Below are 20,041 nucleotides of genomic sequence, written 5' to 3'. Positions count from 1 at the left end.
TTTATAAAATATTTTAGTTAATTCATTAAAATACTTTCAAACTCTCAAAATAGTTTTATTTTTGCTCCATCACAACACACTAATACAAAAAATATACTTCGGTAAATGTCTACAAATCAATTAAGTCCAAAGGTTTTTGCTTGCTCGCAAAGCGTTGAGTTGGCAAAAAGCATAGCAAATAAGTTTGGAACAGAATTAGGAAATGTAAAAATATCACGATTTAGTGATGGCGAATTTCAACCAGCTTTTGAAGAATCAGTAAGAGGAAGGCGTGTATTCATTGTTGGCTCTACTTTTCCATCTTCAGATAATTTAATGGAAATGTTATTAATGTTAGATGCTGCTAAAAGAGCATCTGCAAGACACATAACAGCAGTAATGCCATATTTTGGTTGGGCAAGACAAGATAGAAAAGATAAACCAAGAGTTGCAATTGGTGCTAAATTAGTTGCTAAGTTACTGGAGGCTGCTGGAGCTACTAGAATTATGACTATGGATTTGCATGCAGATCAGATTCAAGGATTCTTTGAAAAACCAGTAGACCATTTATTTGCTTCTTCTATATTCTTACCTTACGTAGAAGGTTTGAAATTAGATAATTTAACAGTGGCATCCCCAGATATGGGAGGCTCTAAAAGAGCTTATGCATATTCTAAATATTTAGAAAGCGACGTGGTTATTTGTTATAAGCAACGTAAAAAAGCAAACGTAATTTCTCATATGGAGCTTATAGGAGATGTGCAAGGTAAAAATGTAATCTTAGTTGATGATATGATTGATACAGGAGGTACACTTGCAAAAGCAGCAGATTTAATGATGGAAAGAGGGGCTTTAAGTGTTCGTGCTATTTGTACGCATCCAATACTTTCTGGAGGAGCGTATGAACGAATTCAAAACTCAAAATTAACCGAGTTAATTGTTTCAGACACAATTCCTTTAAAAAGACAGATATCTAAAATAAAAGTTGTATCTTGCGCCACTTTATTCGCAGATGTGATGCACAAAGTGCAAGACAATACATCAATTAGCGATGAATTTTTAATGTAAATTATAATTAATATATAAGTAATGAAGTCAATTACAATCAATGGATCTCAAAGAGAAAGCGTAGGTAAAGTAGCAACTAAAGCCTTACGTAATGCTGGAAAGGTTCCTTGCGTATTATACGGAGGAGATAAGCCTGTACACTTTTCAGCAGATGAAAAAGCGTTCAAACCATTAGTTTATACTCCAAATGTATACACTGCTACGATTGAACTTGAAGGAAAAACATATAACGCTGTTTTACAAGATATTCAGTTTCACCCAGTATCTGATAAAATTTTACACATAGATTTCTACCAGTTATTTGAAGATAAGCCAGTAACTATGGAAATTCCAGTAAAATTAGTAGGTAGCTCTAAAGGGGTTATGGTTGGTGGAGCTTTACGTCATAACATGCGCAAAGTAAAAGTAAAAGCATTACCAGCTGACTTACCAGATTTTATTGAAGCTGATATCACTGAGTTAGAAATTGGTAATAAATTATATATTACTGAGCTTAAAAATGAAGCATATACATTCTTGCACCCAGATAACACTGTGGTTGCTCAAGTACGTATGTCTCGTAATGCTGCTAAAGCTGCTGCTGAAGCTGAAAGTTAATAGCTTAGTTTTAAAAAATATAAAAAGCGTTACCTTGTGTAGCGCTTTTTTAGTTTAAAACAATGAATATTTTTACATATTTAAAAACAGTATTTAAGAATTCTAATCAACCTGATAAAGAAACAGATCCGATGAAAAAATTTTTAATTGTAGGTTTAGGAAATATTGGTGAAAAATACCATAATACGCGTCACAATATTGGTTTTCGTATTGTAGATGCTTTTGTAAAGGAGAACGAAGGGAGTTTTGAAACTGAAAAGCTAGGAGATCTAGCTAAGTTAAAAATAAAAGGAAAAACAGTTTTTGTATTAAAGCCTAACACTTATATGAATTTGAGTGGTAAAGCTGTCATGTATTGGATGAAAAAAGAAAATATTCAAGTAGAAAACTTATTGGTAATTACTGACGACTTGAATATTGATTTTGGTAAGGTTAGAATTAAAGGAAAAGGAAGTTCTGGAGGCCATAATGGTTTAAAAGACATTCAAGATAAATTTAATACAGGCGCGTATCCTCGTTTTCGTTTCGGAGTAGGTGCTGATTATAGAAAAGGAAGACAAGTTGACTTTGTATTAGGTGAATGGAGTGGAGAAGAAGAAAGTGCTATGATTGAACGTATCCCCTTTTCAGTTAATGCAGTAACTTCTTTTATTACTGCAGGACTCTCAAATACAATGAATGAATTTAATGGCAAATAAAATGCTAGTTTTCACTAGCATGCCATTCAGCGAAACTTGTATCTGTTTCTTGTAATTTTAAAGAATGTAGCTGAATATTCTCAGGTAATCTCTTTTTAATTTTAGAAGCAAAATCAATAATCATCATTTCACTAGTTGGTTGGTAGTCAACAAGTATAACATGATGATCTCTATCCATCAATTCTTTAGCTAACTCAATATGAGGCGTGTTTTGGTTAAAAACAGTAGCATGATCAAAAACATCAACAATTTCCTCTTTAACTATTTTTTTTAAGTCGCCAAAATCTATAACCATTCCATACTTTACATTAGTAGAATCAGTTATTGGTTTACCAACCACAGTAACAGATAGTTTATAACTATGCCCATGTACATTTTTACACTTTCCGTCATAGCCATACAATGCATGACCTGTTTCAAAACTAAATTGCTTAGTTATTCTAATAGTACTCACTTTCTTCTAAACTTTTTGTTACTTCTGTATTTATTAAAAAAATACACAATTACAACTAAAACTGCTAAACCAGCAAATAATAAATTGTCCATCTTAAACTGCTTTTACGCGCCGAAAATACAAATTTTGATTTTAAAAGTTCTAGTTTTAGAAGGTTAAAAAGTCCTTAAAAATTAATGCCTAGCTCTAGTTCAAGGTTAAACTCTCTATTTAATACGTTAGAATTGATAAAATACTGTTTGTAATTTATCCCCAAAACAATACCCAGTTCTTTCCAAGGAATCAATCGTATGCCTTGCTTAGACTCGAAACCAATTAAGAATTTTGATTGTTGTTTATTGCTCAAGTTTCTAGTTGTTTCATAACCAAAAGGAATATTTACACCAATACCAACATAAAAACCTTTATAAAATTTAATAAACCCATCTAAACCAGCTCCTAATAAAAATTGATTAGAACTTTTGTAGCCTTTGCTTTTTAAAATATTAGACTTTAGTTGGTAGTTGTTAAATGAAAATACAGCAGGAATTATAAAATCCTCTTCAGTATCTGTAAACTCTGAGTATTTTATTTTAAATCCTTTATACTGTTTACTAAAAATAGTATTGTAAGAAACTATATGGATAGTTTTTTGAGTTTCTTTTGTATTGGTATTGGGGCTTTGAGAATGAATGAAGCCCATTGAAAAAAGAGCTAACCAAAATAAACAACGCATCGCTTATTGTTTTTTATAATGAAAAATAATATAGTCTAAATCTTTAGTATTGTACTTTATAGTTAAAAAATCCGAAGTGATTTTTAATAAAGTAACCTCTAAGCTTTGGTTGTCATCTGTTATAAGTGATATTTTAGCTTCTTTGTTAAAACTCCAAGATCCTTTGTCTTGATTTCCTTCCGAGAAAATTTCAAAAAACATGTTGGTTTTAAATAAAATATAATCATTACGTTCTTTTAAAGAAGGTTGATGTATTTCACCAAGTATTTCATAACTTTCAATTTGCCATTTTCCATATAATTTTGACTTTAAACCTTTTTGAGAAAAAAGAGAAAGAGATAGTAAAAACAACATAATAAATAAAGTGATTCGATACATATTACAAAAGCTTATTAAATTTTTAGGTAAAAGTATACTTTAGGTTAAGTGTGGGTTTGTTCATTTAAGACAATAGTTTTTTTTCCTTTTGTCCTAGATAAACAAACCATTAAGAAAAAACTTACTGTAATTTTGGTAGATACAACACATACATGAAAAATGAAACACAAGTAGAGCGATTTAATAAGTTGTTAAACTTTTTAGAAACGCGTTTTAAAACATCAATCGACGTACATGAAATTGAAGATATTTCTTTTTATTCCTATCGAAATATTAATAGAATATTTTTAGCATTACAGCACGAAACTATTGGTCAATTTCTTAAAAGAAGAAAACTAGAAAAAGCTGCGGAATATTTAAAGTTCTCTGATGCTGAAATTTCAGATATTGCTTTAGAAATTGGGTATAGTGATGTGGCTGCTTTTAGTAAAGCTTTTAAAAAGCATTTTCGTTGTACTCCTTCAAGATTTAGGAATTCTTATACATTACAACAAAAAATTACCAATGAAATTCTAGAAGAACCTATTAAAAAAAACAATCCTTTATTAAGATTTGAAATTGAAACACTGCCAACATTTCAAATGCTTTATTTGCAATATCAAGGAACCTATGAAAATATAAAAGGTATAGAGAAGACTTGGAAACAGCTTTTAAAGTATGCATATAGTAATAAGTTATTAACTGATGAAACGATTGTTGTAGGACAAATTTTAGATGATGATGAGATAACGGAATCTATTAATTGTAGATATAATGCTGGTGTTATACTTGCTAAAAAACAAAAGATTGAAGAAAAAGGAATGTTTAAGATTCAAGAGGTGCCTTCTCAAAAGTATGCAAAATTTATTCATAAAGGAAGCCATGAAAGCTGTTTTGAGACCTATAATACAATTTATGCTCATTGGATATATGAAGTTCAATTAGAGTTTGCAGATGCACCAATCTTAGAGTTTTATTTGAACGATGAAGAAGATACTCCTCAAGAAGAATTGATAACTGAAATCTATATTCCTGTCATTTAACTAAATACAAAAGATAAAAAATATCTTCTTGCTATGATGATTGTTTTTGTCTTAAATAAACAAACACTCCAGCCTTACTCACAACTACTTTTGTATTGTAAAATGAAATACCCCGATGTATGTATACGGGTATCTAGTAGAAAATATTTAAAAATTATGTAATGCAAGACGTCTGGAAATTAAACTCTTGGCGATCTCTCTTACGATTAAAAATTTGGGAACATGAAAGATTATAAAGTACAAAAGTATTGGTATTTAGGTTTTTTAGGTTTTGTGGGAATCTATTATATTCCTTATATAATCGACTTTTTTCAAGGAAACAATTCCCCATGGGTTTTAACAAATCTACTGTGGTTTTTATGGTTCTCTCACTTTATTCCTGAATACGTAACTAAAAAACAAGCATAAGAAAATGAGTTTTGCCAAATTAATATCACTGTTCCAAGAGTCGTCAATTATGTTGTATATAGGTTACTTTTTTATATTCAACATAAGTTTAATACTATTAGAAATAGTTATTGATGTATTGTTGAGAAAAAAAAGAAGATGGAAAGATACTTTAGCGAATATTGCTATTTTCTTTATGAATCAACTTATAGAAAAAACAATCATAGGTTCTATTGGTGTCATCTGTTTAATGCCTTTTCATTGGATAACTCCAATAACAATTCCTAGTAATATTTATACTTGGGTATTCGCTTTTATTGTAGCAGATTTAACCTATTATTGGATGCATCGTTTAGAACATGAGCATCGAATTTTATGGGCAAGTCATAGCGTTCATCATTCTTCAGAAGATTATAATTTAACTATTTCTATGCGATTAAGTATTGTAGAAGGATTGTTTGAGTGGGCATTTTTAATACCAATGGTACTTATAGGTTTTTCACCATTTCAGGCAATTGTAGGGTTGGTTTTAGTAGCACAATTTCAAACCTGGATTCATACAGAACGAATTGGTAAATTAGGATGGTTAGATGAGGTATTCAATACGCCATCCAATCATAGAGTGCACCACGGATCCAACCGAAAGTATTTAGATAAAAATTATGGAGGTGTTTTTATTTTGTGGGATAAACTTTTTGGAACATTTCAAAGAGAACAAGAAAAAGTAGTTTACGGACTTACCAAAAACATAAAAACAAACAATCCTATTAAAATTAATTTTATAGAATATATAAATATCTATAAAGAAGTAAAAAAATGTAAAACGTTAAAACACAAACTAAAAATAATATTTGGGAACCTAATTTGGAAACCAAGTTATTTTAAAAACAAATAGGTTTAGTTTTCTATATAGTTATACCATTTATAATGTGAATTTACTCATAAGAAAAGTAGACAGTTTAATTGAGCAAACTTACGTTATGAATGGTATTAAGTACGGTATTAAATAGTTTATATTGAATACCGTACTGTTTTTATTTTTTAAATTTTTCTAATGCTTTTTTAGTAAAATCAGATAAAACAAGCTTTCCAGAAGTTTCAGCTCTTTCAATAAGTAGTGTATCCCAATGTTCAGTGCCAACCCATAACGCCTGTTTCATTTCAAGCAAAGCTTCAGGATTATAAGAAGCTAATTTTTCAGTAAAAATAACAAGCTCTTTATCTAAATCTTCAATATTTTCAAAAACCCTGGCATACAATCCTTTTTCCTTTGCCCAGTAGGCATTTTTCCAACTAGTCGCATCTAACGTTAGCTCAGCCAATCCGCTAACGCCTATTTTACGTTTTACAGCAGGAGCAATTACAAATGGCCCAATACCAATGGTAAATTCAGAAAGTTTAATAGCCGCATGTTCTGTAGCTAACACATAATCACAAGCTGCAGCCAAACCAACACCGCCGCCAACAGTTTTTCCTTGAACACGACCCACAATTAGTTTAGAACACTTTCGCATAGCATTAATAACATTTGCAAAACCAGAAAAGAAATATTTTCCATTCTCTAAATTGTTAATAGCTACCAATTCATCAAAAGAAGCACCGGCACAAAAAGCACGTTCTCCTTCAGACTTTAAAACAATAATTGAAACTTCATTTAAGTCAGAAAGCTTATCAAACTCTTTGGCCAATCTATCTAACAATTCACTAGGAAAAGAATTACTAGCCGGATGCCCAAATTCAATAATAGCAATGCTGTTTTCAATTTTAGTATATAAACTTCCGTTAGGTCGAGTTGTTTGCATTTTTTTAAATTTTAATCAAAAATAAGGAATTTTAGTCGCAAGGTTCAACCATTATCATATTCTTCAATTATACGGTCTATGAAATACTTTTTCTTAAGTTACTAAGGAAATTTATTTAAAAGAATCTTGTGTTATACTGTTTTCGAATATTTTTTTCGCGTATGTCAATTCGAGTATCGACTATAAGGAGGTGTATCGAGAACAATTCTATAAACGAAAACTTCTCGATACAAAATTATTTTCCATTGTATTACAAATAATTTCACTCGAAATGACATTCAATAATGCAATTAAAAATTACTATAGTTTGTAAAACTACTTAGAAAGCGGCACAAACTTTTTTCTAAACAGAAAAATTAAAGGAATTCCCCTGGCAATAATCCAAGCATAAAAAGCAATCCAAATAGCGTACAGTTTATAGTCAAAATAATCAAAAACCAGTAAAACAGGCACAAATACCAATGAAGTAGCTAAAAGTAAAATATTTCTAAGATATTTAGTTTCACCAAGTCCTTTAAACATACCATCATAAATAAAAGCAATAGCACAAATAGGTTGCATAGCTAGTATAATCCAGAAACTAGTGTAAAACTGCTCTAAAACAAGAGCTTCCTGTGTAAAAATTTGACCAATAAATTGATAAAAAATAAAGCCTATTACACCTAAAGCAGTCCCAAAAATAAAACCATATAAAATCAATTTTTTGCCCAAAGCCAATAAAGTACCATAAGCCTTTGCGCCTAACAACTTTCCTGAAAGTATATTACCAGCACTAGAATAACCATCAATCATAAAAGCAGCCATAAGCCATAAATTTAAGCCAATAGTATAAGCAGCAATGTATTCTTTACCATAAGCAGTAGCATAGGAAGTAGCAAAATACAACGCCACATTAAGAGCAATAGTTCTTACAAATAAGTTTAAAATCATGGTTATAAACCGTGGTGTTTCCTTATTAAAAGGTAAAGTAAAACGTAATGAAATACTTGTTTTTTTCAATAATAAAACCCCAGAAATAACAGCCATAGTAAACTGAGCAAAAACACTAGCATAGGCAGCACCTTGAATATTCATAGCTGGAATGTATCCCTCAATTCCATATACCAAAATAACATCCAAAACAATATTAACTACTGTACCAATAATAGCAATAAGCATAGGGTAATACGTATTTTGCAAACCTCTAAAAACCCCAAACACAGCAATAACAAATAAGGTTAAAGGAAAACCAAAAACACGAATTTTATAATATTCAATAGAAAATTCAAGTATGGTACCTTTTGCATTATAGAACTCAAAAATTTCTTTAGCAAACGGATAGGTTAACCCTAGAATTAATAAGCTAGTAGTAACTACTAAAACAATAGCTTGTGCAGGTAAATCTTTAATAGCATTGAGTTGATTAGCTCCTAAATATTGTGAAACAATAGAAGAAATGGCACTACGTGTTTGTCCAAACACCCAAATAAGCATGGATAAAAAAGCACCAACCACACCAATAGCCGCAATACTTTCGGTAGCATTGGTGTCAATATTACCAACAATAGCCAAATCTGTGGTAGAAAGCAAAGGTTCTGCAACACCTGCAATTAAAGCAGGGATGGCAAGTTTATTTATCCGTTTAAAACTGATGTCTTGATCCATAAAATATAATAGACCTCAAAAATAAAAAATGTAAAACCAATAAGGTGAATTCCTTTACTTATTTTTAAGTGGTATGGTTTTTATGGAGATTGAGCTTCCCGAAATCTAAATTTGAATAAAATTTAATCAAAACATGATTCTATATGTTTGATTTATATTTATTTAATATACCTGATGTCAGTTCGAATATCGACTGTAAGGAGATGTATCGAGAACAATTCCAAAGATGAAAAATTTTCGATAATAAAAATCTATTGTATTGTAAATCGTATACTTCCACTTGGAACTAACATTTTAGTTTTAAAAAGGATTTATTATTAATTCGATACAAACCGAGCTCAGGTTACAAAGCTGTACAATGAAAAAATAAATTTTAAAAAATATTGTACAGTAACTGTACACGAAAAATTTCTCAGAAAAAAAACGTGTACAAAAGATACCTATGAGTAATCAGATATAAATTTCACTCTAAAAAATAAAAAGAGTGACTAAAAAGGAATAAATAGAATCAGAGATTATGAAAAACTAGTAATTACTTCAAAAATAAAAGTTATGAACCAAAGTTTAAATTTTTAGAATTGATGCGGTATGAAAAACGAAATGTAAAAACGCTTAAATATTGATAATGAGTTTACAAAAATAGGAGCTAAAAATAATTTTAATAATATCAAATTATCCAATGATACGCTAAGCTCCCATAAATACTAGAAAAACTTTTTAAGATTAGGTAAAAAACATTATTTTTAAAAAATTATATAAATATTATTAAAAATAAACAAAATGAAAAGTAATTACACATTAGAAAAGCAAGTGGTATTTCGTAGCCCAATAGACGAAGATAAAATTGGAGATAATACTGGAGGAAGTGGTGATGGTTCAAGTGGTGACGGAGAAGGAGGAGGAAAATAGACTTATACCAAAAAAAAACTATTAGGAAGCAACCTTTAATCATTTAAAGGTTGCTTTATTTATAAAATAACTTTACTATGTGCTTAATCTTAGTTAAGAATGTGTTACTTTTACTGAGAATTAAAGTATCCTAATGCGCTTTTTTCTCATAATTATAATTTTATCGATAACTACTACATTTTCTCAACAAGGTGAAGAGTTGTTGAGTTCTTATGATTTAAGGAAAAAAAAATTGGTAGAGATAGGTATAGATTCTTATTATAAGAAAGATACTTTTACTTTAAATAAATCAGGAAAAAAATTATTACAATTATATAGAAAATATAAGGATTCTTCCGCCTTAGCTAAATATTATCATTTTAAAGCTCTTCATCACAGAATCAAATTTATAGCTGATAGTTCTTATTATTTTTATCATGAATCAAAAAAAATATCAAAAGATTTAAAAGATTCCTTAGAAGTTGGAAGGAGGTTGTTAAGTATTGCTGTTTTGCAAAGGGATGCAAAGGATTTTTTAGGTAGTGAAATAAGTTCTATTGAAGCATTGCATTACTTAGAGCCAATTAAATCATTTAGGTTTTTAGAGAGCTTGTATAATAATTTAGGTTTAATATCTGAAGAGTTTGATAGAAAAAAAGATGCGATAGATTATTATAATAAAGCGCATGAGGTTAGTAAGTTAAATAATAATAAACAAGTAAAGGAAATAGGATATTTAAGAGTTTTTAACAACTTAGGATTACTGTACCAGAAAAGAGACCAGCATAAAAAAGCGATAGAGTATTTTGAGGAAGGTCTAGCATTTGATAGCATAAAAATTAAGTATCCAGAAAATTATACCTTACTATTAGAGAATTTTGCTGTTAGCAGTTCTTCTTTAGGTGTGAGTAAAGATATTTTGGGTAAATATATAGAAGTTGCTGATATAAGAGAAAAGCTAAAGGATTTTAATAGATTAAGTACTGTTTATGTAAATATAGGCAGGTATTATATTGATAGTGAGGATTTTAATTTGGCTAAGTTTAATTTAATTAAAGCTTTAAAGTATGCAAAACAAACCCATAACAATAAACGTTGGTTAGAAGCTTTGGAATTATTATCTGAGCTTAGCAAAGGAGAAGAAGCAACCAATTATTTAAAAGAATACATACAACTAAATGATAGTTTAATAAAGAAAGAACGGAGTTTAAAAAACCAATTTGCAAAAATCCGTTATGAAACCACTAAAAAAGAAGAAGAAAACACCTTTTTAAAAGCAGAAAACGATAAAAAACAAGCAGAGATAGTAAGGCAAACCCAACAAAAAATCATTGGTTGGCTAATGTCATTAATCAGTTTATTAGGTTTAGGGTTTAGTATTTTGTTTTTTGTTTTCAGACGAAGAAAATTGTTATACCAAGCACAATTACAAAAAGCACAAGCACGAGAGCAAGAGCGTAAACAAATTGCCAAAGCCTTGCATGATGAAGTAGCAGGAGATTTACGTTTACTACATAGAAAACTAGAACGTTCACAACTTTTAGACGAAGCCCAAAGATTGGATGCCGTTAAAGAAAATGTACGAAACTTATCGCACCAGTTAAGTAGTGTAAGTTTTAAAAAAGTTTCTTTTAAAGATCAGATTATCAATTTGGTTACCGATTATTTTGAGCCAGGGTTTAGAATTGTTGTACAAGGTTTAAATGAGCACAATTGGGAAGAGGTAGATAGTACTTTAAAAAGACTATTATATATATGTACTAGAGAGAGTTTACAAAACTGTAAAAAACATGCAGAAGCATCAAAAGTAATGATAGTTTTTTCGGTACATAAAAAAAATGTATTTTTGAATATTACTGATAATGGTATTGGTTTTGATACCACCATTAGTAAAAAGGGAATCGGTTTACATAATTTACAAGAAAGAGTTGAGGAGTTAAAGGGAGAACTCGCAATTAGTAGTAAGGTAGGTTTGGGAACTGAAACCAATATTCAAATACCTTTAAATGTCTGATAAAATAAAAATACTTTTTGTTGATGATCATCAACTAATTATTGAGGGAATACTTTCATATCTTAAAGATATTGATGGACTTGACATAACCAGTACCAATTCTTGTGATGAGGCTTTTCATATGGTAAAATCACATCTGCATACAGAACCTTTTCATATACTTTTTACCGATTTAAGTTTTGATAATGCTACGGATAATAATACTATTGATGGTGGAGAAAACTTGATTAAAGCTATTCAAAAAGAAAAATTACCCATAAAAGTGGGAGTAATTACTGGACATTCAGAAACCAATAGAGTATATAATGTAGTACGTAACCTAAACCCGTTAGCTTATATTTTAAAAGGAAAGTGTAATACAAACGAGTTGAACTTTGCCATTCAAAAAATGTTGAATGATGAAACGTATTACACGCATGAAATTCATGAAAAATTAATGAAACGTGCTATGATTGAAATTCAAATGGATGATGTAGCCGTTCAAATTTTAAAGGAATTACCAAGGCATACTAAAATCTCAAATATGGAAGGTGTAATTACAAAGCCTGATGGGAATTTAGTTAAAATTAGAGCTATTGAAAGTAAGTTAGCAAAATTACGTACAGATTTAAATGCCAATAACAATACTGATTTAGTGTTGAAGGCTAAGGAGTTAGGTATTTTGGATTAAAATAATACTACAAAAAATAGCTTTTCAGTATAAAAAAAGCTATCTTGGTATAAGATTTGATTCTAGAAAAACAACTTTAACTAACGTTGTTTATCATCATACAAAGAAAAGCGAAGTTCTTATAAAATAGGTTGTTTAATCGCAAGGGCGATAGCCAAAAATTTAATTCCCGATGCCTTGCATCGAATAATTTTTTATTTAGGCTAGATATCCCGGATGCTTCATGGAAGCAATTCATTTGCGGAAAACAACATTTTTTTGTGCGGACATCCCTTTTTCTACCCCTTGAATGTTGCATAACTTTGTTACAGAGTTAATCGTAAAGGGAGAAATTCCTTGAGAAGAAGAGGAAATTTAAAAGAAAACCTTCAGGCCTAAGCTAGAAGGTTTTTTTTATGTCGAAAAATTAACTGCTGTATCTTACAATTTTCCCATTATCACTTTGAAAATTATAAAGTGTATTTATAAGTACATAGTTTATTGTTTTTAAGTTTTTATGTGGTTTAAGCTTCAGTAAAACAGTTGTTTATGGTTGTGTTTTGCGGAAAACTACATTTTTTTGTGCGGAAATCCCCTTTTTAAAAAACAGAATAGAAGATATATTTGTAGTGTTACTCGTTTTTATGAGAAGAATAATTTAAGGGGAAAATGAAACCTTCTAGATGGGGAAATCTAGAAGGTTTTGTATTTTATAATGTTTTGTTTTGCGGAAAATTACGGTTTTAACAACGGTAAACCCATTTTTAACGCTGATTATCAGTGGTATATTTGTATTGGTTATTTGAGGGAATAACCATAAGGGAAAAATTTAAAACATATTAAAAATGGGAAAACAATTATTTAAAAAAGTAAAAAATGCTCTAGTAGGAGTTTTATCAGCTTTAGCTGAATTTGGAAAAGGTGCAAGTTATGCACTTAGGCATTAAAGAATTTGAACCTAAGGTAGTAACTAAGGGTTTAATACCTTGATAATTGTTGTTAAGGTAGTTTAATTATTCATAAAGGTCTCTTATTAATTTAAGAGACTTTTTTTATGGAATAATTTATTGGTACCGCCAAAGGGTATAATATCCCGAGGCTTGCCTCGAAATTAAACGTATTATCTTATTAAATGCCTCATGGGCTTGCCCCGAGGTAGTTTACTTTAAGAATAGGGTTAACGGAAAACTACACTTTTATATGCGGAAATCCCCTTTAGTGAAAAATATACTTCTTGTAAATTTGTAGTATGTCACTCAATCATGAGCGGATAATTTAAGGGGAAAAGCAAACACCTTCTGAGGGGATTTCAGGAGGTTTTGTGTTTTTATATAGGAAACATATCTTGATTGTTTTATTGCGGAATTATACAATTTTAACAACGGAAAAACCCTTTTAGATACATTTATTTGAATTTAATTTTGCCAAAGATTATTTGAATAATTAGTTGAAAAACTAGATCGGGTAAACTTTAATAAAAAGAACCAACAATGTCTTATTTTGAAATTAGTACTGGTAAATAAATTACAAGTATAATGGATGAACAAAGACGACTCTAAGACCTCTCGAATACTATCGAGAGGTTTTTATTTGTAAAGCATTTTATTTGTACGGAAAATTACATTTTTAGTTGCGGAAAACCCATTTTATAGAAGGTATTGGTCATATACCTTTGCAGTGTCACTCATTGATATGAGCGGATAATTTAAGGGGAAAAGCAAACACCTTCTGAGGGATTTCAGGAGGTTTTGTGATTTATACAGGTAAGTATAATTGTCAAGTTAATTTATCTGAAAGCATAAAAGTTCAATACTTACGGAAAAAGACAAATCTATTCGCGGAATTCCCGTTTTAGTTGTGGTGTATCAGGTTTACTTTTGTATTGGTTATTTGAGGGAATAACCATTAAAGGGAAAAATTTAAAATCAATTATCATGGGGAAACAATTACTTAACAAGACACAAAAAGTAAGACATAACTTTATAACACTTTTATCAGAATTTGGCAAAGCAGCAGGATATGCGCTAAGTCATTAAAAAGAAATCACTAACCAAATTATAAACCTCTCAGTATTAATTGAGAGGTTTTTCTTTTTTAAGAAACTTTACTTAACGGAAAATAGCATATTTAGTTGCGGAAAACCCATTTTATAGAAGGTATTGGTCATATATCTTTGCAGTGTCACTCATTGATATGAGCGGATAATTTAAGGGGAAAAGCAAACACCTTCTGAGGGAAATTCAGGAGGTTTTGTGATTTATACAGGTATGTGTAGTTGTCTAGCCATTTTAACTGAAAGCATAAAAGTTCAATACTTACGGAAAAAGACAAATCAATTCGCGGAATTCCCGTTTTAGTTGTGGTGTATCAGGTATACTTTTGTATTGGTTATTTGAGAGAATAATCACAAGGGAAAAATTTAAAATCAATTATCATGGGGAAACAATTACTTAACAAAACACAAAAAGTAACACATAATTTTATAACACTTTTATCAGAATTTGGCAAAGCAGCAGGATATGCGCTAAGTCATTAAAAAGAAATCACTAACCAAATTATAAACCTCTCAGTATTAATTGAGAGGTTTTTTCTTTTTAAAACATTTTAGTTATACGGAAAATAGCATATTTAGTTGCGGAAAACCCATTTTATAGAAGGTATTGGTCATATATCTTTGCAGTGTCACTCATTAATATGAGCGGATAATTTAAGGGGAAAAGCAAACACCTTCTGAGGGAAATTCAGGAGGTTTTGTGATTTATACAGGTAAGTATAATTGTCAAGTTAATTTATCTGAAAGTGTAAAAGTTCAATACTTACGGAAAAAGACAAATCAATTCGCGGAATTCCCGTTTTAGTTGTGGTGTATCAGGTTTACTTTTGTATTGGTTATTTGAGGGAATAACCATTAAAGGGAAAAATTTAAAATCAATTATCATGGGGAAACAATTACTTAACAAGACACAAAAAGTAACACATAATTTTATAACACTTTTATCAGAATTTGGCAAAGCAGCAGGATATGCACTAAGTCATTAAAAAGAAATCACTAACCAAATTATAAACCTCTCAGTATTAATTGAGAGGTTTTTTCTTTTTAAAACATTTTAGTTATACGGAAAATAGCATATTTAGTTGCGGAAAACCCATTTTATAGAAGGTATTGGTCATATATCTTTGCAGTGTCACTCATTAATATGAGCGGATAATTTAAGGGGAAAAGCAAACACCTTCTGAGGGAAATTCAGGAGGTTTTGTGATTTATATAAGTAAAGTTAAGATGTTGCGGAAAATAACATTTTTAGTTGCGGAATTTTCATTTTAATTACTGTAAATCAGTTATATATTTGTGTTGGTTGTTTGAGGGAATAACCACAAGGGAAAAATTTAAAATCAATTATCATGGGAAAAAAATTACTTAACAATATTAAAAAAGCAACGCTTAATTTAGTAAACATCTTATCAGAATTTGGAAAAGGAGCTAGTTATGCAATAAGTAATTAAAAATGTAAAAATGAAAAAAATACTATTTATAAGTTTATTGTTGTTTTGTATAACCAATATATGTGGGCAAGATGTAACAAAAAAGGATATTTGTAAAGGTGCTGCCTTTTCAATTGTTTACACTATAGATGGAGCAGTAAGAGCTAATATGAGTGAAGCTATGGTAAAAGAAATGAGTAATGAGTCTTTTAAGAAAGTAGCTTTACCTTATGCTGAAAAGGCATATAAGTTATTGAAGCAAGGAAAAGAAAGAAGTAAAGTAGTTGAGGTAATACAATCTGAACTCATGAAAATAGATAATAAAATTCTATTCCAAGGACTTTTAAAAGGTTCTAAAGAAAACTAAATATATTAGTATATAACACTTTATTAGACGTAGTAACAATAGGGTTTTTCTATGGCCTTTCAGTATAAACTGGGAGGCTTTTTTATTAAAAATATCTAAAGAAAAAGTGAGCGGAAAATAACATTTTAAGTTACGGAAAACCCATTTTATAGAAGGTGTTAGTCATATATCTTTGCAGTGTCACTCATTAATATGAGCGGATAATTTAAGGGGAAAAACAAACACCTTCTGGAAGGATTTCAGGAGGTTTTGTGATTTATATAAGTAAAGTTAAGATGTTGCGGAAAATAACATTTTTAGTTGCGGAGTTTCCATTTTAGTTGTTGTAAATCAGTGGTATATTTGTGTTGGTTATTTGAGGGAATAACCACAAGGGAAAAATTTAAAATCAATTATCATGGAAAAAAAATTACTTAACAACATTAAAAAAGCAACACTTAAATTAGTAAACATCTTATCAGAATTTGGAAAAGGAGCTAGTTATGCATTAAGCCACTAGTAAACACAATAGGATTATACGAAAGCCTCTCAGTTAACATTGAGAGGTTTTTTTATTAAATAGGATGTTGTAAATTGCTGTTTTTAAAATTAACTAAATGCCGAAAAAGTACATTATAGCTTTAGATCAAGGAACTACGAGTTCAAGAACTGTAATTATTAATGAGAAAGGAGAAATTGTAGCTATGGAACAACTAGAGTTTACACAAATATTTCCCGAATCTGGTTGGGTGGAACATGAGGCAGAAGAAATTTTAGAAACACAATTAACTACTTTAAAAAAAGTACTAGAAAAATCAAAAATAGAAGCTAATGAGATTGCGGGTATTGGTATAACCAACCAAAGAGAAACTACGGTAGTTTGGAATAAAAAAACAGGAAAACCAATATATAATGCTATTGTTTGGCAAGATAAGAGAACAGCAGCTATTTGTGAAGATTTAAAAAATAATGGATTTGATAATTATGTTAGGGAAACAACAGGGTTGGTGATTGATAGTTATTTTTCTGCAACAAAAATTCATTGGATTCTAAAAAATGTAAAAGGAGCAAAGGAGGAAGCAGAAAAAGATAATTTACTATTTGGTACCATTGATACTTGGTTGTTATGGAATTTAACAGATGGTAAAGTGCATGCAACGGATTATAGTAATGCATCAAGAACAATGCTGTATGATATTAAAAAATTATCTTGGGATGCTAAACTTCTCAAGGCGTTGGATATTCCTTTAGCATTGTTGCCTGAGGTGAAACCTTCTTCGTATCATTTTGGAAATTTTGAATTAAATGGAGTTTCTATTCCTATATCAGGTATAGCAGGAGACCAACAAGCGGCATTATTTGGTCAGGCATGTTTTCAAAAAGGAGAAGCTAAAAACACATATGGTACAGGGTGTTTTATGTTATTAAATACAGGAGAAAATATAGAGTATTCTGAAAATGGATTATTAACAACTATAGCTTGGGGAATTGATAATAAAGTATATTATGCATTAGAAGGAAGTGTTTTTGTAGCCGGATCAGCCATTCAATGGTTACGTGATGGATTGAAGATTATAAAGAATGCAAAAGAAAGTGAGCAATTTGCTAAAAAGGTAGAAGGAGAAAATCCAGTATACGTAGTACCAGCTTTTGCTGGCTTAGGAGCTCCTTATTGGGATATGTATGCAAGAGGCGCTGTTTTTGGATTAACCAGAGATACTGGAAAAGAACATTTAATAAAGGCAACATTAGAATCGTTAGCGTATCAAACAAAAGATGTGCTAATGGTGATGGAAAAAGATAGTAAAATAGCCTTAACATCTTTGAAAGTAGATGGCGGAGCTTGTGTTAATAATTTACTGATGCAGTTTCAATCAAATATACTAAATGTATCTGTTGAGAGACCAGAAGTTATTGAAACTACCGTAATGGGAGCGGCTTATTTAGCAGGGATTTGTGTTGGGTTATGGAAAAAAGAAGATATTATAGAAAGAAGAAGAATAGACAAACAATTTTCTCCAGATTTTTCTGAAGAAAAAAGAGAAAGACTGTATAAAAAATGGCAAAAAGCAGTTGAACGCACAAAAGATTGGATAGATTAAATTTAATTATAAGCTATGGCAAAGTTTTATGATAACATACCACAAAGAGTACAAAAATTTATAAAAGAACAAAAGATGTTCTTTGTCGCAACCGCTGCTTCTGAAGGAAGAATAAATCTTTCTCCTAAAGGAATGGATACTTTTAAAATACTTGATGAGAATAAAGTGGCATGGTTAAGTGTTACTGGAAGTGGCAATGAAACCTCTGCACATTTGTTAGCAAATAATAGAATAACTATTATGTTTTGTGCTTTTGAAGGCGCTCCTAATATTGTTAGATTATATGGAGAAGCTGAAGAGGTTTTACCAACTAGTGAAGTATGGTCTAATTATATTGACTTATTTCCAACATTACCAGGGACACGCCAAATATTTGTAGTAACCATAGAAAGTGTACAGACATCCTGTGGAATGTCTATTCCGTTTTACGAATACAAAGGAGAACGAAATCAGTTAAATGAATGGGCAGAAAAGAAAGGAGAGGATGGAATCAAAACATATTGGGAGGAAAGAAACCAGCACAGTATTGACGGTTTGAAAACCAAATTTCAAGAATAACTATTCATATCATTTCTGTTTGAAAAAAGTTAGAAATGATATGAATAATTTTTAAATGTTATTTAAAGGCATTTAATCCAGTGATGTCTAAACCTGTAATTAATAAATGTACATCATGAGTACCTTCATAAGTAATTACACTTTCTAAATTCATGGCATGGCGCATAATAGAATATTCGCCAGATATTCCCATAGCACCTAAAACTTGTCTTGCTTCTCTGGCAATATTTAGAGCCATTTCAACATTATTTCTTTTAGCCATAGAAATTTGTGCAGAAGTAGCTTTCCCTTCATTTCTTAACGTTCCTAAACGCCAAGCTAAAAGTTGTGCTTTGGTAATTTCGGTAATCATTTCAGCTAATTTTTTTTGCTGTAATTGAAATTGACCAATAGGTTTACCAAACTGAGTACGCTCTTTTGCATAACGCAACGCAGTGTCATAACAATCCATGGCTGCACCAATAGCTCCCCATGCAATACCATAACGAGCAGCATCTAAACATAGTAAAGGAGCTCCAAGTCCTGATTTTTTTGGTAAAATATTTTCTTTAGGTACTTTTACATTGTCAAAAATTAATTCTCCAGTAATAGAAGCCCTTAAAGACCATTTGTTATGAGTTTCAGGTGTTGAAAAACCTTCCATACCACGTTCAACAATTAAACCGTGAATTCTACCTTCTTCGTTTTTTGCCCAAACCACAGCAAGATTACAAATAGGTGCATTAGAAATCCACATTTTAGCGCCATTTAATAAATAATGGTCACCCATGTCTTTAAATTTGGTTTCCATGCCACCAGGGTTTGAACCATGATTAGGCTCTGTTAATCCAAAACTTCCAATCCATTCACCAGAAGCAAGTTTAGGTAAATATTTTTTACGCTGAGCTTCGTTACCATAGTTATATATAGGCCCCATAACTAAAGATGTTTGCACAGAAGCAGTAGAACGAATACCGCTATCACCTCTTTCTAGCTCTTGCATAATTAAGCCATAAGAAATTTGATCTAGTCCAGCACCACCATATTCAGTAGGAATATAAGAACCAAAAGCGCCAACTTCAGCCAATCCACCAATGAGTTGATCAGGGAATTGTGCTTTTTGAGCATACGTTTCAATAATAGGTGATACGTTTTTTTTAACCCAAGTTTGTGCTGAGTCTCGTACTAACTTATGCTCATCGGTCAGTAAATCATCTATTTGGTAGTAATCTGGAGATTGGAATAAATCAGGTTTCATATTTTTCGTACAGAATTTGT

General features: G+C 30.6%; 18 protein-coding genes. 12 read left to right on the top strand and 6 right to left on the bottom strand.

What is annotated here, in order from left to right:
- Positions 1-105: 105 nt before the first annotated feature.
- The 3 genes from ABNT65_RS14165 to pth all read left to right on the top strand — a co-directional run bounded on the left by ABNT65_RS14165 (position 106) and on the right by pth (position 2,342).
- Positions 106-1,047 carry a ribose-phosphate pyrophosphokinase gene (locus tag ABNT65_RS14165; RefSeq protein ID WP_348703272.1) on the top strand — a complete coding sequence of 314 codons (942 nt, stop codon included), beginning with the start codon at positions 106-108 and terminating at the stop codon, positions 1,045-1,047.
- Positions 1,048-1,068: 21 nt separating this feature from the next.
- A complete protein-coding gene (locus ABNT65_RS14160) occupies positions 1,069-1,644 on the top strand; it encodes a 50S ribosomal protein L25/general stress protein Ctc (RefSeq protein WP_348703273.1) in 576 nt (191 codons plus the stop codon).
- A 62-nt stretch (positions 1,645-1,706) separates the two neighbouring features.
- Positions 1,707-2,342, top strand: a complete 636-nt coding sequence (pth, locus tag ABNT65_RS14155; RefSeq protein WP_348703274.1) for an aminoacyl-tRNA hydrolase — start codon at positions 1,707-1,709, stop codon at positions 2,340-2,342.
- A gap of 4 nt (positions 2,343-2,346) precedes the next feature.
- Here pth and ABNT65_RS14150 read toward each other — a convergent pair whose 3' ends face one another.
- The 3 genes from ABNT65_RS14150 to ABNT65_RS14140 all read right to left on the bottom strand — a co-directional run bounded on the left by ABNT65_RS14150 (position 2,347) and on the right by ABNT65_RS14140 (position 3,889).
- A complete protein-coding gene (locus tag ABNT65_RS14150; RefSeq protein ID WP_348746123.1) occupies positions 2,347-2,796 on the bottom strand; it encodes a 6-carboxytetrahydropterin synthase in 450 nt (149 codons plus the stop codon).
- A gap of 166 nt (positions 2,797-2,962) precedes the next feature.
- Complete coding sequence (locus ABNT65_RS14145; protein WP_348746122.1) at positions 2,963-3,511, bottom strand: hypothetical protein; 549 nt, start codon at positions 3,509-3,511, stop codon at positions 2,963-2,965.
- 3 nt (positions 3,512-3,514) lie between these two features.
- The gene (locus ABNT65_RS14140; protein ID WP_348739359.1) at positions 3,515-3,889 is read right to left on the bottom strand and encodes a lipocalin family protein; all 375 of its coding nucleotides are present in this window, start codon (positions 3,887-3,889) and stop codon (positions 3,515-3,517) included.
- A 152-nt stretch (positions 3,890-4,041) separates the two neighbouring features.
- Here ABNT65_RS14140 and ABNT65_RS14135 point away from each other — a divergent pair, with 152 nt between their 5' ends.
- The 3 genes from ABNT65_RS14135 to ABNT65_RS14125 all read left to right on the top strand — a co-directional run bounded on the left by ABNT65_RS14135 (position 4,042) and on the right by ABNT65_RS14125 (position 6,193).
- On the top strand, positions 4,042-4,911 hold the full coding sequence (locus ABNT65_RS14135) for an AraC family transcriptional regulator (protein WP_348746121.1): 870 nt from the start codon (positions 4,042-4,044) through the stop codon (positions 4,909-4,911).
- A gap of 222 nt (positions 4,912-5,133) precedes the next feature.
- The gene (locus ABNT65_RS14130) at positions 5,134-5,319 is read left to right on the top strand and encodes a hypothetical protein (protein WP_348739357.1); all 186 of its coding nucleotides are present in this window, start codon (positions 5,134-5,136) and stop codon (positions 5,317-5,319) included.
- 4 nt (positions 5,320-5,323) lie between these two features.
- Positions 5,324-6,193, top strand: a complete 870-nt coding sequence (locus ABNT65_RS14125) for a sterol desaturase family protein (protein ID WP_348739356.1) — start codon at positions 5,324-5,326, stop codon at positions 6,191-6,193.
- A 139-nt stretch (positions 6,194-6,332) separates the two neighbouring features.
- Here the strand turns inward: ABNT65_RS14125 and ABNT65_RS14120 are convergent, their stop codons facing one another.
- Both ABNT65_RS14120 and ABNT65_RS14115 read right to left on the bottom strand, forming a co-directional pair.
- A complete protein-coding gene (locus tag ABNT65_RS14120; RefSeq protein ID WP_348746120.1) occupies positions 6,333-7,100 on the bottom strand; it encodes an enoyl-CoA hydratase/isomerase family protein in 768 nt (255 codons plus the stop codon).
- Between the two features lie 315 nt (positions 7,101-7,415).
- The gene (locus tag ABNT65_RS14115) at positions 7,416-8,744 is read right to left on the bottom strand and encodes an MATE family efflux transporter (protein WP_348739352.1); all 1,329 of its coding nucleotides are present in this window, start codon (positions 8,742-8,744) and stop codon (positions 7,416-7,418) included.
- 780 nt (positions 8,745-9,524) lie between these two features.
- Here ABNT65_RS14115 and ABNT65_RS14110 point away from each other — a divergent pair.
- The 6 genes from ABNT65_RS14110 (at position 9,525) to ABNT65_RS14085 (ending at position 18,784) form a co-directional block, all read left to right on the top strand.
- The gene (locus ABNT65_RS14110; RefSeq protein ID WP_348746119.1) at positions 9,525-9,653 is read left to right on the top strand and encodes a hypothetical protein; all 129 of its coding nucleotides are present in this window, start codon (positions 9,525-9,527) and stop codon (positions 9,651-9,653) included.
- Between the two features lie 133 nt (positions 9,654-9,786).
- Positions 9,787-11,646 carry a tetratricopeptide repeat protein gene (locus ABNT65_RS14105; RefSeq protein WP_348746118.1) on the top strand — a complete coding sequence of 620 codons (1,860 nt, stop codon included), beginning with the start codon at positions 9,787-9,789 and terminating at the stop codon, positions 11,644-11,646.
- On the top strand, positions 11,639-12,316 hold the full coding sequence (locus ABNT65_RS14100) for a response regulator (protein WP_348703285.1): 678 nt from the start codon (positions 11,639-11,641) through the stop codon (positions 12,314-12,316). Before ABNT65_RS14105 ends, ABNT65_RS14100 begins: the two co-directional genes overlap by 8 nt.
- A 3,493-nt stretch (positions 12,317-15,809) precedes the next feature.
- Positions 15,810-16,145, top strand: coding sequence for a hypothetical protein (locus ABNT65_RS14095; RefSeq protein WP_348746117.1), 336 nt, complete (start codon positions 15,810-15,812; stop codon positions 16,143-16,145).
- Positions 16,146-16,741: 596 nt separating this feature from the next.
- On the top strand, positions 16,742-18,226 hold the full coding sequence (gene glpK, locus ABNT65_RS14090) for a glycerol kinase GlpK (protein ID WP_348746116.1): 1,485 nt from the start codon (positions 16,742-16,744) through the stop codon (positions 18,224-18,226).
- A gap of 15 nt (positions 18,227-18,241) precedes the next feature.
- Complete coding sequence (locus ABNT65_RS14085) at positions 18,242-18,784, top strand: pyridoxamine 5'-phosphate oxidase family protein (RefSeq protein WP_348703288.1); 543 nt, start codon at positions 18,242-18,244, stop codon at positions 18,782-18,784.
- 58 nt (positions 18,785-18,842) lie between these two features.
- On the opposite strand, the gene ABNT65_RS14080 is transcribed toward ABNT65_RS14085, so the two are convergent.
- Entirely contained in the window at positions 18,843-20,021 is a 1,179-nt protein-coding gene (locus tag ABNT65_RS14080; protein ID WP_348746115.1) for an acyl-CoA dehydrogenase family protein, read from the bottom strand.
- Between the last annotated feature and the right edge of the window lie 20 nt (positions 20,022-20,041).

This window comes from Tenacibaculum sp. 190524A02b (assembly GCF_964036645.1).
Classification (GTDB): domain Bacteria; phylum Bacteroidota; class Bacteroidia; order Flavobacteriales; family Flavobacteriaceae; genus Polaribacter; species Polaribacter vairaonense.
This window is presented reverse-complemented; position numbering and strand designations above follow the sequence as displayed.

What these genes read in the sequence shown, in the direction of transcription:
- ABNT65_RS14130 (WP_348739357.1), top strand. Translation starts at nt 5,134, where the DNA reads ATGAAAGATTATAAAGTACAAAAGTATTGGTATTTAGGTTTTTTAGGT.
- ABNT65_RS14120 (WP_348746120.1), bottom strand. Translation starts at nt 7,100, where the DNA reads ATGCAAACAACTCGACCTAACGGAAGTTTATATACTAAAATTGAAAAC.
- ABNT65_RS14140 (WP_348739359.1), bottom strand. Translation starts at nt 3,889, where the DNA reads ATGTATCGAATCACTTTATTTATTATGTTGTTTTTACTATCTCTTTCT.
- pth (WP_348703274.1), top strand. Translation starts at nt 1,707, where the DNA reads ATGAATATTTTTACATATTTAAAAACAGTATTTAAGAATTCTAATCAA.
- ABNT65_RS14115 (WP_348739352.1), bottom strand. Translation starts at nt 8,744, where the DNA reads ATGGATCAAGACATCAGTTTTAAACGGATAAATAAACTTGCCATCCCT.
- ABNT65_RS14110 (WP_348746119.1), top strand. Translation starts at nt 9,525, where the DNA reads ATGAAAAGTAATTACACATTAGAAAAGCAAGTGGTATTTCGTAGCCCA.
- glpK (WP_348746116.1), top strand. Translation starts at nt 16,742, where the DNA reads ATGCCGAAAAAGTACATTATAGCTTTAGATCAAGGAACTACGAGTTCA.
- ABNT65_RS14080 (WP_348746115.1), bottom strand. Translation starts at nt 20,021, where the DNA reads ATGAAACCTGATTTATTCCAATCTCCAGATTACTACCAAATAGATGAT.
- ABNT65_RS14095 (WP_348746117.1), top strand. Translation starts at nt 15,810, where the DNA reads ATGAAAAAAATACTATTTATAAGTTTATTGTTGTTTTGTATAACCAAT.
- ABNT65_RS14085 (WP_348703288.1), top strand. Translation starts at nt 18,242, where the DNA reads ATGGCAAAGTTTTATGATAACATACCACAAAGAGTACAAAAATTTATA.
- ABNT65_RS14125 (WP_348739356.1), top strand. Translation starts at nt 5,324, where the DNA reads ATGAGTTTTGCCAAATTAATATCACTGTTCCAAGAGTCGTCAATTATG.
- ABNT65_RS14160 (WP_348703273.1), top strand. Translation starts at nt 1,069, where the DNA reads ATGAAGTCAATTACAATCAATGGATCTCAAAGAGAAAGCGTAGGTAAA.
- ABNT65_RS14100 (WP_348703285.1), top strand. Translation starts at nt 11,639, where the DNA reads ATGTCTGATAAAATAAAAATACTTTTTGTTGATGATCATCAACTAATT.
- ABNT65_RS14165 (WP_348703272.1), top strand. Translation starts at nt 106, where the DNA reads ATGTCTACAAATCAATTAAGTCCAAAGGTTTTTGCTTGCTCGCAAAGC.
- ABNT65_RS14145 (WP_348746122.1), bottom strand. Translation starts at nt 3,511, where the DNA reads ATGCGTTGTTTATTTTGGTTAGCTCTTTTTTCAATGGGCTTCATTCAT.
- ABNT65_RS14135 (WP_348746121.1), top strand. Translation starts at nt 4,042, where the DNA reads ATGAAAAATGAAACACAAGTAGAGCGATTTAATAAGTTGTTAAACTTT.
- ABNT65_RS14105 (WP_348746118.1), top strand. Translation starts at nt 9,787, where the DNA reads ATGCGCTTTTTTCTCATAATTATAATTTTATCGATAACTACTACATTT.